Source organism: Kribbella sp. NPDC050820 (assembly GCF_040653975.1).
Lineage (GTDB): Bacteria > Actinomycetota > Actinomycetes > Propionibacteriales > Kribbellaceae > Kribbella.
On record NZ_JBFAHB010000006.1, the window covers coordinates 110,430 to 124,884 of the forward strand.

General features: G+C 62.3%; 7 protein-coding genes. All 7 read right to left on the minus strand.

Annotated features, from left to right (window positions below):
- Positions 1-24 precede the first annotated feature (24 nt).
- The 7 genes from dpdD to dpdF are packed head-to-tail and all read right to left on the minus strand — an operon-like array spanning position 25 to position 14,455.
- A complete protein-coding gene (gene dpdD / locus AB0H36_RS08220) occupies positions 25-2,196 on the minus strand; it encodes a protein DpdD (protein ID WP_360518532.1) in 2,172 nt (723 codons plus the stop codon).
- Positions 2,193-2,702, minus strand: coding sequence for a phospholipase D-like domain-containing protein DpdK (gene dpdK / locus AB0H36_RS08225; RefSeq protein ID WP_360518535.1), 510 nt, complete (start codon positions 2,700-2,702; stop codon positions 2,193-2,195). The genes dpdD and dpdK overlap by 4 nt, the downstream gene beginning before the upstream one ends.
- The gene (gene dpdJ / locus AB0H36_RS08230) at positions 2,699-7,195 is read right to left on the minus strand and encodes a protein DpdJ (protein ID WP_360518538.1); all 4,497 of its coding nucleotides are present in this window, start codon (positions 7,193-7,195) and stop codon (positions 2,699-2,701) included. Before dpdJ ends, dpdK begins: the two co-directional genes overlap by 4 nt.
- Positions 7,192-7,902 (minus strand): hypothetical protein, encoded by a 711-nt coding sequence (locus AB0H36_RS08235; protein WP_360518540.1) that lies wholly within the window; start codon positions 7,900-7,902, stop codon positions 7,192-7,194. The genes dpdJ and AB0H36_RS08235 overlap by 4 nt, the downstream gene beginning before the upstream one ends.
- Entirely contained in the window at positions 7,899-10,937 is a 3,039-nt protein-coding gene (gene dpdH, locus AB0H36_RS08240) for a protein DpdH (RefSeq protein ID WP_360518543.1), read from the minus strand. Before dpdH ends, AB0H36_RS08235 begins: the two co-directional genes overlap by 4 nt.
- On the minus strand, positions 10,934-11,854 hold the full coding sequence (gene dpdG / locus AB0H36_RS08245) for a protein DpdG (RefSeq protein ID WP_360518546.1): 921 nt from the start codon (positions 11,852-11,854) through the stop codon (positions 10,934-10,936). Before dpdG ends, dpdH begins: the two co-directional genes overlap by 4 nt.
- Positions 11,855-14,455, minus strand: coding sequence for a protein DpdF (dpdF, locus tag AB0H36_RS08250; protein WP_360518549.1), 2,601 nt, complete (start codon positions 14,453-14,455; stop codon positions 11,855-11,857).

Below are 14,455 nucleotides of genomic sequence, written 5' to 3' on the forward strand. Positions count from 1 at the left end.
ATCAATGGCGCCACCTCGAACCGGTCAGCCCTCGGCGAGCGCGCGCAGGATCGAAGAGGAGCCGCGTGAGTTCACCTGAATCAGAGGCTTGCTACCTCGATGCTCCTTGATGAAGTCGGTAGCCGCATGCTTCGCTGAGGCGGCAACCATGACGAAGACGTCCGCATTACTACTCCACGACGCAAGTTGCTGGCTTCCGTCGTGCTCGGAGGTCGTCCGCACGTCGATGCCAGGAACCAGCCGACGCAGGAGTTGAGCGGCCCGCGTGATTGCCGATTCGGTCAACGAGTAGAGCACGACCACCGTGTTCGCCAAGTGCCGGTACTGCGCAGCCAGGTCGGGCTCAGAGTCCTCAATCTCGAAGTCGGCTGGGAGAGACGTCGCCAACTCATCGGCTACGAGCCGCAGTCCTTCGAGGTCCGCAAGGTCGAGCGCAGACTTGACCGGCCGAAGTTGGTCCAGCACCTGGAAGAAGAACTGGTGCTTGGCGCCCAAAGCCAGAGCTTGAGGACTACTCGTCGCCGTCTGGAGGACGTCTACAGCCCAACTGGCGGTGACCGCGGAGACCGCGGCTTCGACGACCATGCCGGTCCACTCCAGCGCGGAGGTCAGTATTTCGACGGTGGGACCGGCAGCGGCCAAGTACTCCAGGAGCGTCAGAGTCTGAACTCGAACACCGGCTGAGTTCTTCTCGCTAAGTGCGAGGCCTGCGAGGACACGCTCACACAAATCGGCGCCGCCGGCCTGAGTGAACAACGCGCGGTGCGCGGCCATGAACGCGCCGCCGTACTCACCGAAGCGTGCGAGCGCCTCGTCCGGCATCCCAGCCAGACGCTGAGCAACCGTGGAACGGTCCAGGATCTCCCACTCCGCCGTTGAGTTCAGGTCTGCCTGGGTGATCTTCAACGCCTGGTCTGCTTCAACCGCGGCGAGCCACCCTAGCCAACCAAGGGTTTGCTGTTGGCTGAGGAACTCGCCTAGCCAAGCCAGATCGCTGCGCACCAAGGCGTCGTCTCGAGCCAACGTCTCATGAAGGCCAGATACTGACAGGTGCTCTGCGACTCTAGCTGCAAGGTGAGGCTCTTCCAATTCGCGTGTGCAGGCGAGCATCAGCCCAGCCAGTTCCACGTCCGGCTCGACAGCGAGTGCTTCCTCGATCGCAGCGGAGAATTCGCCGGCGTTGACAAGGAGGTGAACAAGCGTCGTCGCAGAGGGCAGGTCCTGCTCGGGGTCTGGCGCGGATTCTGGTTTTGGTGAGGTTGGCGGAAGCAACGACCGCAGACGAGCGTCGAGTTCCGGCTCGATCAACGCGGCTTCCCCGATTAGACGGTCGAACGTCGCCGATGTCGCTTGGGTCAACAAACCAAGCAGAAACTCGACAACGACGGCCGGCCGGGTACGAGTAATCGCGCCTGTAGCGAGCACCCGGAGGGACGGTGGGATTGCCTCGGCTGCTTCGTGGAGATCAGTGGCACTGCCGTCTAGATCGGCCTTCTCCAGATACCGGGTGTACACCGCACGCTGAAGAATTCTGGTGATGCCGATTGGACGGCGCAATAGCAGCACGTGCTCGAGATCCTGATCGGCGAAGATCGCGGCCCAGTCTTCCAAGCCCTCGTACACCCGGAACCGCAGGAGGGCCAGGTTCGTTTGATCGAGATCGGCGGTCGCTTCCAGTTCGCGCATGCATCCGAGCGCCATCGGACGGTCCTGTGCCGCGATCGCATGTCCGAGGTCGTCGAGCACCTCAACGGTCGTACGCGGCGCGTCGAACTCCGATCTCGGCCGGTTCCAGACGAGTCGCGAGAGCACCAGCAGAGCGTTACGAACCTGGTCTCTTGACCGTCTGTCTCGGCGAGGAAGGACCTCGAAGCGCAATGGGGAAACCTGCATCGCGGCCAACGGGGCATCAAACGGATCTGCGGGATACAAGCGTCCGCGACTTCGTGGAAGATCGCTGAATGTCGGCCCGACCCAGGCGTCGAGGAGGACGAGCAACTCCTTCTGCTCGCGAATCGTCGGCGCGAAGGCATACCAGTACAAGCCTTGAGACGTCGTACGCGGCAGAAAACCGATCTGGCCATGCTTGATCGCATCTAGCCAGTTCTCGATCGAGGCTTCGTGCTCAGGCGGCAGTTCAACCGGATTGATCAGGTTGCCCGCCTCGAAGAAGTCGTCGGTCACCACGGCGATCACACCTGATACTTCGCGTTGTAAGCGATCCGGGCCCCAGCTATCTCGTGGGGGGCGGAGGTCAACGTGACGCCCTCGTCGTTCACAGCCTGACCATGGAAGGTGAAGTTCATCGATCCCTGGATGTGGAAGCGATCACCAACGATCCCCTTGTCGTGCAGGTTAGGCCTGATCTTGACGACCGGTCTTGCGCTCAGTCCACCGACATCCTCAAGTCGCTGCCGCACCGCCGTGTTGCTCTCAACGTCGCGAGTCAGGACACGTACGTCCGAACCGCGCCTGGCTAGTTCGATGAGCACCTCGGTGAACCGGATGTGCCGAGCCGGCATCCCGGGTAGGACTGTCTTGAACTGTCCGGCCGTGTTATCGATGACGTCGATGTCGGAGATCCACGGGGAAAGCACCCACAGTTGGCTGGAGGGCACAAGTAGTTCGGTGATAAAGAGGTTCTGCAGCAAGTCGTTGAGGACTCGGGTGTGCCCGAGGCCGGTCGTCGTTATGCGCCTCATGCTGAAACCTCGGCGAGCTCGAGAGCCACGACGACGTTGCCGTTGGCCTGGTGATCAATCTCAACCACCCGTGGGTAAACGCTCAGGTACTCCGTCACCACGGGCTCGTAGCTGAGGTCGACTAGCAGGTTAGCCAACGCCACGGCCTGGTCAGGCGTGGCCATCACCTGTGCCGATCCTCGTTCGGCGAGGACGGCGCGTAGGGTCACGCCGATGTCGTCGGACAACGCCATCGGCGTCTCGCCGGCGGCGGTGATGGAACGGAGAAGGTCCGGTGCGGCCGGGAGGTTTTCCGCGAACGGGTTCCACGCGTGCAATTCCTCGGCGCGCAACTGCCAGCCGCGCGGCCAAAGCAGGCTCTGGATCGCGTCCATTCGTTGGCGTTCGGTGGCGGCCGCGAGCAGGACGAGGCCGGGATCGAAGTCAGTCCGCGCTCGCATCAGGTAGGCCCAAGTGCGCGGCGGGATCTCGACGCCCAGTCGGTCTTCCTCAGCGCGCCACTCCTGGATCAGCGTTCCGAGCGCGCGGTCCGTGGCCGCACTCGACCCGGGGCGCAGCACCCGGTTTGACAGCGCAGAGATCACAGACTGTTCTGCCCCGTAGATCCCCGCCTGGCGGAGGCCGTCCCGGATCCCGTTGAGGGTCGCGACCCGGGCGGCCTGGTCGGGGGCCGACCGGAAGTCGTTGACCAGTTGGACCCAGGCTGAGTCGTGATTAATCAGGTGGATCACGCGCTGCATATGTGTGTCGACCAGTTCGTCCGTGCTGGGCTGGGTTGCCCGCATGATCAAGCGGAGGAAGCGACGCGGATCCGGACGCACCCGCGCCGTCAGCGCCTCAATAAAGCCGCCGCCACCGGCCGAGGATTCGGTCAGCCAGATCTCTCCGGTTCGCAGAACTCCGTTTGAGTTGAATCCGGGCTCAATGTCGACAACGATGCCCTCGGGGTCGTGCTCGGGACAGATCTGCCTCGCGGCGGCCAGCACGGAGTGGCCGATCGTGGACAGGATTCGTTCACGAAGCCACTCGTTGAAGCGGTGAGGATCTGGCGACCAGTACTGCGATGCAAGCGCATCGAGTCGCGTGGCGACCGATGGGTCGGCAAACGCAGCCTTAAGTCGCTTGCCCATATTCGTCAGGGCTGTCGATTCGGACTCGAGGACATTGTGGCTGCGGAACATCGCGTTTAGGGTCTCGTGCAGTTGAGTCGCGAACGATCCGTGTACCGAAGCAAAGGCTTCAGCCACCGTGCAACTGTCTCGCACGGCTGTTGTCAATAGCATCGCCTCGAGACACTGGTGCAGCCAGTCGATCCGGAATGTATTTAGCGTTTCGAGCAGACCCGCATCGGTCATCAGCACGTGCTTGAACCAAGCACTGCGCAGGCCAGGCAGGACATCCGCTGGCGGGTCGATCTCGCTGGAGAGCGCCACCCGAATGCGCAGCCCGTCGACATCGTAGGTCGAGCCGAGAGCGACCGGTTCACCGTCGAGCGAGAACCGAGCGTGCACCCGCTGTTCGGTTCCATCCTCCATCGCAACAGTAGCATCAGAGCCCACCGCTGCCCGGTGAACGTTGATGTGTGCGTTCTGGGCGTGCAAGAAGAAGCGCATTTCAGTGATCAAGCGACCGATCGGATCGGCGGTCGGAACGCGAACCAACAGGCCGGGACCGGTCTCGAGCAGTTGCGAGCGCCACAGCATGGTTGCGTTCGATGAGTCCTTGACAAACGGTGGCGGATGTTCGACGAGGATCTGGTCGGGACGGACAACGGTTGTCTCCACCGGCTTGCCGTCGATCGAGATAGTGCTCGGCTCTTCAATCCCATAGATCGGCAGAATCTCACTCAACTCGATGCTCGCATCGCTCTTACCGAGCGGGACCGGGATCCAATGGCGGTGCTCGGGGTTGCGCGTCGCGAACCGACGAGAGACCCGGCCTGGAGCGTACTCACGCAGCATCTGGCCGAGTCCCATAGCGTGCAGTTCCCGGTCCGTCTCCCATTCCAACTGAGGAGGCGAACTCACGTAGCTCTCCGGAAGTGACAGTTCGCTGAAGAGATTCATCGGAAAGAAGTCCGGCAGTGGGTTGTCGCCGCTCAGATCACGGAATTCGTCGAGCGAACCCGGACTGGCAACCGCCCAGTTGTGCTGGAGACGACGCTTGAGGGTGGGCACTGCAGCGAGCATCAACGGTCGAGGTGGGTGCCAAAGGATCTCATTCACCTCGGCGTCGGAGAGGCGCAGTGCGTTCTGGACCCACGTCCGCAGGCTACGTTGGCGGCTCGGGTCACGGAGTACCGAATTCAGAATCGCAACGGCCTTGAGTTGCGTTTCGCGGCCGGGTTTGGCGAAACTCGCTGCCGGTCGCTTGGCGAGGGCACCCCAGGTCTTGGTCGAAGGCGGGACGTCCTGCATCTTCAACTGGGCCGTGAGCCAGTCCACCATCGCGATTGTGGCCTGCATGCGCAGTACCGCGCGGTTGCGGATCGGCAGAACCAGATCCGGGAGCACCGGGTCGAAGAGGCCATCCCACGCCTCGTAAGTCGCGCGGTCTCGACCGTAGTCGGACAGCACGACGGCGGTGTACGGCCGCATCGTCCGCTTTCGGCCGGCGCGGCCCTTTCGCTGCAGGAACGCAGCTGTCCCGCGAGGGGCTTTATGCTGAATCACCACGCCGACATCGGGGTCGTCAAAGCCGACCTCCAACGATGCGGTGGCAACGATCAGTTGACTGCCAGCCTCCACTCCAGCGTCTTGCGAGGTCGTCCGACTAACGTTGAGGCCGTCGCCCTTCCGGTTGAACCTGTGCCCGATTGAGACCGGCAAGTCCCACACCTGGCCAGCTCGGCGTTGCGTAGTCGCGTCATCTCCTGGTTCTAGCGCGCGCTTCGAGGCAAGCGGCGGCTTCACGGACTTGGTCCTACGTTCGATGTAGCGCTGTCCTTCGGCATCAAGGAGGTAGTAGAACAGTCGGTTGGTGACGTCGAGGTCGTCGGTAAACACGAACGCTTTCGTACCGAAGACACCTTCGGAGACGCGCGCGCCAGGAACATCCTGGGTCCGCGGAAGCAGCATCGAGGTCTGGATGGTCGTTGACAACACCGATGCCCCACTCGTGGGGTCACTGCGTAGCGCTAGCAGGTACTCGGCGCCTTCGTACTCCAATTCCTCTGGCTCCGGAGCGATACTGGTGACGAGGTCATCGGCGACACCGGTGAGGTCGGCCATATGGCGAACCGGGTTAGAGAGCGTCGCGGACAAGCCGACGAATGCGACCGGAGCCTGGACGCTGTGATGCCAGCGCCGGAGCACCATGGCGGCTTGCGCACCTGTTGTTCCGTCGTAGGTGTGGATCTCGTCGAGCAGCATCATGCGTGGCTTTCTAGCCTGACTGACGTCGACGCCGAGCGGCCCGCGGAGTTGTAAGTCGGACAGTCCGCGGTTGAGCATCTCGGTAGTGACGAAGAGCAGATCCGGCGGGTTGTTCTGCATGCGCTTCCGGGTAAGCACCACCTGGCGCTCGTCGAACTCGCGGCGACAGGTATGGCAGACGAGGCGCTCGACGTCCCTGTCGATGTCTGCGAATGGCCAGATCAACTCACCACCGCAATGCTGGTAGCCGTCGCCCGGACAACGCAACTGCGGGGACGCCATACCATTGGATCGTTTACCCCAGCCTGTGTACGCTGCCTTGGCGTTGCCGGCATTGGCCGGTGTGCTCTTGTACAGCGCACCGATAGACATCGGGCGTCCGTGCAGGCGCTGCCAGAGGCCGTCGAGGCGACGGGCGTGCGTGAAGGCAGTGTCGAGTTGATCCTTCAGCAGTTCAATCCGCGGATAAACGGCCAGAGCCCGAGTCCAGGCGGAGGAGTCCTCAATCCCAGCGAGGTAGCTGAAGGCTGGGAGATAGAACGCGTTCGTCTTCCCGCTACCCGTACCGGCACCGACGACGGTCGCGGTGGTCACCTGCGACTGTAGGGCAGTAAGGATCTGCCGGGTGGCTCGAACCTGGAAGCCGCTCAGGTCATCGTGTTTCCCGTCACGCAGGGTCATCACGTCGATGACACTGCGCTGGACGTCAGCGATGCCGGAGAGACCGTCGAGCAAGGTGTCCCACGGCTGATCGCGCTTAGGGTAGAAGCGGGGGCGCCGCGCATAGCGGAAGTCCGAGATCAGGTTGGTGCCGTCCTGCCAAGACTTGTCTAGGAAGATCTGTCGCAGCCGCGCGACAAGTCGGATCGTCTCGCCGTTGCGCGTGCGCCATCGCGGTGGTGCCGTGTTCGGGTCGAAAACTAGGAGCGCTCGCGCCCTCATCGCCTCGATGACAGCCTCCGCGTCCAACTCCCATTCGCGGCTGTCAGTCAACTCCCGCTCGATCACTTCGCGGAGTTCGTCGTCGCTGAAGCCCCCGTCGACGACGCCCCAGCACAAGAGCGGGTCCTCGAGTGACTCAAGTCGATCGAGGACGCGGGTAAGCAGCGTAGGATTCATTGCAACCGGACCCGGAAGCGGTCGATGATTCCCAACTCGGACAAGGCCTGGAGTCGCACTGGAGTGAACCAGGCCAGCGGCATGCCAGCCCCCTCCTGAGAGCCGACGATCCCCTTGGCAATGTCCGGATCGACGACGTTGCCGATCTGATCCCCGGAGGCGCGCACCGACTCGAACGCGGTACGAAATTTGTCGACATCACCCTTCAATGGGATGGTGCGGTTGACGATCGCGAGAAGCTGCCCTTGAGCGCTCTCTAGAGCCACCCGAATTGATTCGACATCGACGCCACTCTCGGCCAGCGCATCGACAAGTTCGCGGTTGATCGGGGGAAGTGGTTGCGTAACATGCCGGCGCCAATTGTCCGCGACGAAACTGCGTAAACCGGATACGAACCTTTCCGTATTGCTGACATGGACCTTTGCCGCGTCCAGGTTCGAGTCAACCGCGATGTCGGGGAGTTCGGCGGCGAGCGAGCGAAGTCCATCAGTCGCGCGACCAGCAGCGCGGTGTAAGTCTGCCGGGATCTCCACTTTCAACTGCCGTACCTCAGCCAACCCCACTCTCAGTGCCGAGAGTCCTTGCGCGACTGTTGCGATTCGGTCACTGAGGTCAGACAGTTGTCCGGTTCGCAGACGCACCTGGTGTTCGTTGTCGGCAACGACCGCAGAGGTATGCAGATCCCGGATCCTGCTGCGCAAGCTCATTCGGTCCCCTCCGCCGCTGGGATCGCCGCGAGAGCGTCAGCCAAGGTCGCCACGTCCCCGATCAACTTCTCACGAACTTCGGCGTATTCGCGCTGGGCGTCCGACGCTTTCGCCGTCTTCAGGCTGTTCGCTAGCAGGTCGACGGCGGGCTCTGCCAGGACAAGCCAGGCCCTGACTCGGCGAGCACTCTCATCCCAATCTCCGGTTATTAGTTTCATCCGCTCGTCCACTGTCAATTCACTCCAGCGGTCGAACTCAGCGCGGGTTGTCTCCACGAGCCTCTGGTCTCCTGATTTTATGGCTCTTGCTGCCGCCCGTAGGTCGTCCACATCGATGCCGTCGGGGAGCGCGGCAACGTTTGCTCGTTCGTTGACCAACGTGATCAACTCGGCGGCCACTTGGGCAATGTCGCCTCCGAGATTCGAAAGGTCCGGCAGCAGTGTCTCGGCCTCCGAACGGAGCGCATCGAGCGTCCCCATTCGAACCGTAATTGCATCGACAGAACTAACGACCAGGCCCGGCGTCGAGGCCGGCCACGGCATATCGGCATCCGGGTCCCGGATCACTCGACTCACCTTGGCCAGGTCAAGAGCCAGTGGCTTGCCATCGCCTTGACTGTAGGACGCGCGTCGGAGCAGTCGCTGCTGCAGTTGAGTGCGGTTCAGACGATTGGTGGCTCCTGAACTGACGTATGACTGCATCGCTGCGAGTTGCGGCCGGAGGTCGGGAGTCGGCCGAGGGGGTGGCGGCGCAAACAGCGCTTGAATCCTGCTAGAGGTATCTCGTTTGTAGGCGTTCCCGATACCGAGCGACCGTGCAACTGCCAGCAGCGTGTGGGTCAGACGCACGAGTTCGGGGTCATCATCGGCCCGAGTTGGCGGCAGCAGAACCCGCGCCACTTGCTCGACCCAGACCTGGATCCGCGCTTCGACGAGACGCTGTAACCGCTCGCCGTCCGGCACGTCGGCCCAAGACCCTAACCTGTTTACCCAGGCTAGTGCACGGAGCGCACGGACGTCGTCGTCGTTCGTACGATCGATCGGTAGGACGGCGGCAGCATGCTTGGCCGGGTTAAATTCGACCGAGGTGCCCTCGAAACTGGGCGCGAACTCCTTGCCACCCCGCCACAGGGACTCGCCGCCGAGGCCGTCTTCTAACATCAAACGCGACTGCACGGCATTGTGGACGATGTTGCGAAGAGTGTTCCGTTCGGTCATGCCAAGTTCATCAGTTGCCCGCCACCTGTCGATGGCCTTCACCAATGGCGGATCAGGGATTGCCGGGCCGAGTGTCGGCGTCTCGTCCGGAGGCGTGGTCTTACTTGTACTCGGCCTGCCAATCGGGCCTTGAAGTTCCTCCTCCGGCGCCACGTCATCCAATCCGTCGATCGGCGGGATCCCGAAGGCTTCATGGATCGTCGGGTCGAGGTTCTCAGCGCCGTCACTCGAACCCCAGAAGCGCACCAGGCGAACCCGGCGGTCAGTGAGTTCCACGTCTCCTGGAGTCCGCAGCCTCACCTGGTCCTCGATATTGGAGAGTCGATCGTCCGCACCTGATTTGAATTCGCTGGCGAAACCTTCACTCGGGAAACGGTTCAGATCGATTTCCACCTTGTCGCGACGCAGTACCGGACGAAGCACCCGGGTCAGCACGTCCCGCGCCACGAAGGATCCGTTGCTAGACTGACCCTTAATTGCCCGCTCCAGGGCGGCCCGATTGAACGGGAAAAGGCCAAAACCATCAGCCACACCGAACGCCGCATGGCATTTTTCGTCCACCGGGCATTCATCGCAGGCGTTCGTGGGGTGGTCATTATTCTCGTTGGCTACATCGAGTGCGGCGGCACCTACCCGAACGGCATTAAGGTAGCGAGCTGCGAAGCCGGCGGGGCTGAATGCAACCGCGGCGCCATCCGGAAGATCGAGATCAAAGACCCTATAGGTACGAGTGAATACGGTCTCAGGCATTTGATTAATGAAGTAGCCGGTGGTCACGGCCATTACTACCCGCATCGGGCAGAGTTCCTGTGCAACAGTCGAGATCAGCGTGATCGCATCGATGAGTCCACCCTGAATGCCTTGGAAGATCGAGAAGTCCTCGATGAGGACGAGCAGTTCCAACCCCTGCTTATTCAGTTGCGCCCGGACGTCAGTCAGGATCTGCTTGAGGTCGTCGCCACCAACGCCAAACACCTCGCTGACCGAGGGCGCCAACTGCTCGTTGATCATCCTCGCGGCGAGTTCGCGAAATCCCAGGTCACTAGTCAGGGCGCCAGCCACCTGCTGAGCAGCCAGGCCGGCCCTCTTGACATCGTCGACTGAAAGGTTGAGATCCTCAACTGTAAAGCCGAACGCATCCTCCTTGTCCTCAGTCCCCTTTCCCGTCAGCTTTTCGCGAACCAAGCGAGCAATAGGACCGTTCTCATGGAGCAGACGAGCGCGGAACACATCGTCGCCAAACAAAGCCGGGAGACCTTGAGGGGAGGCCAGATACGCGCGATTCTCGATCTCTTCAGCAGAACCGTTGGAACGGGCGCCACTGGTCTCTATGTTCACCGCGAGCGCGTTGCGCAACTTCAGTCGGGCGGTCTTCTCGTCCGCTGCAGCATCCACGGCGGCCGCAACTTTGGCACGGAGGTCGTCCGCGTTCTCGCCGGTCGCGTGTTCCAAGATCAGTTCAAGGATCCCCCGCAGCGACACCCGGTGTTTTGGCACGAAGATGACGCGTGTCGATTCTTTAGTCTTGAGGTTCGCGCGCAACCAACGGACCAAGTGGGACTTACCTGTGCCTGACTTACCAAGGATCGGAATGATGGGCTGGTCATCTGGTTGATCCTGGACCGCTTGGAGCAGGGCGCGTTCGTCGACGACCGTGACTCGCTTGGCGTTGTTTACCTGATCGCGTTGTGTGATCGGAATCGTGCTGTGCGTCGCGAGGAAGACACCCTCCGAGGTGCTCTCTGCCTCGACCGGAATAACATTCGAAGCCTCGTTGGCGTTCCAGCATGCCGCCGGGAGACTGCCACGCCAACTCACTTCATACCTCCGGCCTGGACGATCACGTGGGTCTGGCGGGTGCTGTCGAAACGAGACAGGCGGATTCCGTCGGCGTCCGGAAGTGCCTCGAAATGGACGCGTCCTTGTTCCTCGAGGATGCGTAGCGCTTGCCCGATCGAACTGTCAGCACAATCTGCCCTGATCCCGGCGTCCGGATCGCGGCCCAGGTATGCGACGAGGCCACTGCGTGCCGGACCTCCGTGCACGAATGGGATCGCTCTTCCGAGCCTCGCCAAGAAGTCATGGATGGTTAGCCGCTCGTTCGGAAAATCACTGATGGCATCATCGACAGCAATCACGGGAAGCGGGACGACGCCGTTCTTGTCCCGGACAACGGACGTTGTAGCCAGTCCGAGCACTAGGATCCAGCGGACAGTCGCGAGCCAACGGGTGTCGTTAGTAATTGCCCAAGCCTCGTTGTTTGTAGTGCTGAATTGGTCTGTCTGCATGACCTGAACGTTGTCGTTCCACCCCAACGGTTGCCCCAGCGCATCTTGAGCGAGCAACCAGGTGAGCGCACGGTGGAGATCCCGCGCTCCCCGGGTCCGCCCTTCACCGGCCTGAGTTCTCCAGAGATCGTCGCCCGGATCTACATCAAACACGCGATTCTGAAGAACACGGCGGAACTGCTGCTTTGTAAACGGCGTCTTGAAGGTTTCCACCTTCGAGCCGATCCGAAGGGCGCCGTCTGCATCCTCATCGAGGACGTCGATCGCACGCAACGCCGAAACGGTATTCGTCACGCCGGATGCTGCGTTCGCGCCAGGATTTAGCCCGTCGGGCTTGAACGCCGCAACCAACTCATCCTGAGTGAGCGTCCGACGCGCATCCAACAGATAGTTGACGATCGCTCGACCAAGGCCCGGCAGGACTCGCGGCGGATTGAGAACGGCCATTCACAGGCTCCTGAGGAAGTCGGCGAGCGCCCAGTGCGGCACGCGGATGTTCTTGACGAGGTCGTTCGGATATTGAGGATCAAGGGCGATGTCAGGGAGCACAAGTATCCGCAGCGCCCCTGAGGAACCGGCGAGCCAACTCAAGCGCGGCTTGTCCGTTGGATCCAGGAGTATCAGACTCGGCACCGCGAAATGAACGGCTGGACCGAGAGGAAGGATCGGGTCGACTGCCACCAGGCGTTCCTCCGCGAAGCGCGCCGCACCGGTTACGGCGGGGAGTGCGACCAAACTCGGGCTTGCGAGCACTCCTCTAACACCGTGGGAAACGCAGCGCTGCACGAGGTCGTCGAGGTACACACGGAGGCCGCCTTCGGGGTAGGTCACCACGAGCGTTCGCTGCCCGTGTGCTAATGCTGCGAGCGTTGGACTGACCTGACGATGGAGGTTGGGCAACGCCGCCTCCGCCACGACCGGCTGAGCCGCGCGGTACGACGACTCCGGCACGTGCTCGGTGGACGGACAACCCGAACACGCGGCAGCGACCACCTGGTGTGCGTGCATCGGCCCGACGTCCTGGTATCCATACTCCTCGCTGAGGATGCGTCCCCAACATTCGGTAAGGGCGAACATGCGGTCCACGCGATCCATCGAGTCCGCCTCGGAATCACGGACCTCGGTTCGGACGCGTTCGAAGGCTTTCGTGACAGCGGACTCGTCGAGGTTGTTCACGCCAGGACGGACCTGGATGGTCGCCAACCGCACGTATCTCTCCCACGCCGCATCGTTGCGTGCCTGCCACATCTCAGCGGGTTCGCCCGGATCTCGCACCCGCGTCGGGGGCGAGGTCTCAATTAGGTCGAGCAATCCTGCGCGCTGCATCAACACCAACGTGTTCCGGTTCCAAAGTTGGTTCTTGTCCGATCGATAGGTGAGCCACGGGGGGATGCTGCCAGTATCCAACACCATCCGACGCGTGACCGGGTCGTCTCCGACTCGCGCATCTCTCATCGCCTCCCAGCGACCCCAGCCTTTCCGATCGCCGAGAATCGCGGAGTTCTCGATGGCGCGTCCTTCTTCCCTGTCCGTCGTGGTCGGAAGCCAAACAGACACCGCGGAGTGGCCGTCGCGCCCTCCTCTCCCGACCTCCTGATAGAACCGGTCGACTGAGGCCGGTACACAGGCGTGCAGAACAGTTCGGACGTCAGCTTGGTCGACGCCGAGTCCGAACGCGCTATTCCCGACCACAATGTCGTAGGAGGTTGGCCCGCCATCGCCGGACCAACCTTGCAGGATGTCCAGACGCTCCCCAGACGTTACGTCGCCGTGGAAGACTGCGGTCCGCGCGAACCCAGCCTCGCGCAGTCGCGCTGCGATCTCGTCGGCTGGCTCTTTTTTCGTCGTATACACGATCGCCGGTCTCGGCAGGTGGCGCATCGCGTCGACAACCCGGTTGATCCGCTCCTCGGCTGATGTCGGTCGTGCGAAGAGGTAGCGTAACTCCGTTCGCAGGAATGTCGACCCGACGAACATCGAACCCTTTGCGCCGGCGAACAGTTCATCGTTCAGCAACAATCCCTGCTTCGACAGCGTGGCCGTCAACAGCACGACCCGCGGCGGCGTGACGGCTTGCGCGCGCGCGATGTCTCGAAGTTCGCCGACCAAAGAGGCGACCAATTGGAAGTCCGGCCGGAAACTCAGACCCCAGGAACGGATCAAGTGGGCTTCGTCGATGACCAAATGGCCAAGTGCGCCGCGAGATGCCAGATGGCGCAGCGATTGAGCGAGGCTCGTGACCAACGCCTCGGGCGATGTGAAAAGGACCTTCTGCGATCCGTTCCGCAGTCGCTCCTTAATCGCGTCCCTGTCGCGCTCGTGTCGGTCGCCATAATACGCGAGTTCGGCGGGAAGGCCCTGACCAGGAAATCGCTTGCGAATCTGCCTCTCCTGGTCCATAGCAAGAGCGATGGTCGGCACGACGACTACGGTTACGCTCTTGTCGGCGAGGAGTCCCGGGGTGATGCCAACAAGAGACTTCCCGGTGCCGGTCGGGAGTACGACATGCAACGTCGATTCGGGGTCCGCCAAAGCGGCTGCGCGGATGGCGCTGGCTTGGCTGCGCGATCGATACGCATCGATGCCCGCGATTGCAGCGACAGCGGGGTCGACCGGAACCGCCATGTCCGGACGCGCGAAGGTGGAGACCGTTCCCTCCGGCCCGACGTATGGGCTCGGACTAGTGCAGGCCAGGTCTATCCAGCGGTGATCGCCCAGGAGCCAGTCGGGCGCCCAGTCCGCGCCCAGTGAGACTCGGTGCTCTTGCAGTCCGAATCTTTCCGTCGCCAGGTGCGCTTGGGCGAAACGCTCAATCGGGACTCCGCGATCGGCGAGGCGCAGGCGAAGATTGTGGTTCCCGTGGCCCGTAGAGCCGCGCCGGTGGCGCAGGATCTGCCCGACCAGCGCGGCCACATCGCCGGCGATTGCCGGGCCGGCTTCGTCGGACAGCCATGCATCAACCAACCGTCGGTACGGCCCTGTCAGCAGTGATCGGTCTCCAGTTCCGCCGGCGAGCAGAGCTGTCATCAAGTCCCACTGATCAGTCAC

Bases quoted from the DNA above. Each gene is read 5' to 3' on its own strand.
- dpdK (WP_360518535.1), bottom strand. From the start codon at position 2,702: ATGAGGCGCATAACGACGACCGGCCTCGGGCACACCCGAGTCCTCAAC.
- dpdJ (WP_360518538.1), bottom strand. From the start codon at position 7,195: ATGAATCCTACGCTGCTTACCCGCGTCCTCGATCGACTTGAGTCACTC.
- AB0H36_RS08235 (WP_360518540.1), bottom strand. From the start codon at position 7,902: ATGAGCTTGCGCAGCAGGATCCGGGATCTGCATACCTCTGCGGTCGTT.
- dpdG (WP_360518546.1), bottom strand. From the start codon at position 11,854: ATGGCCGTTCTCAATCCGCCGCGAGTCCTGCCGGGCCTTGGTCGAGCG.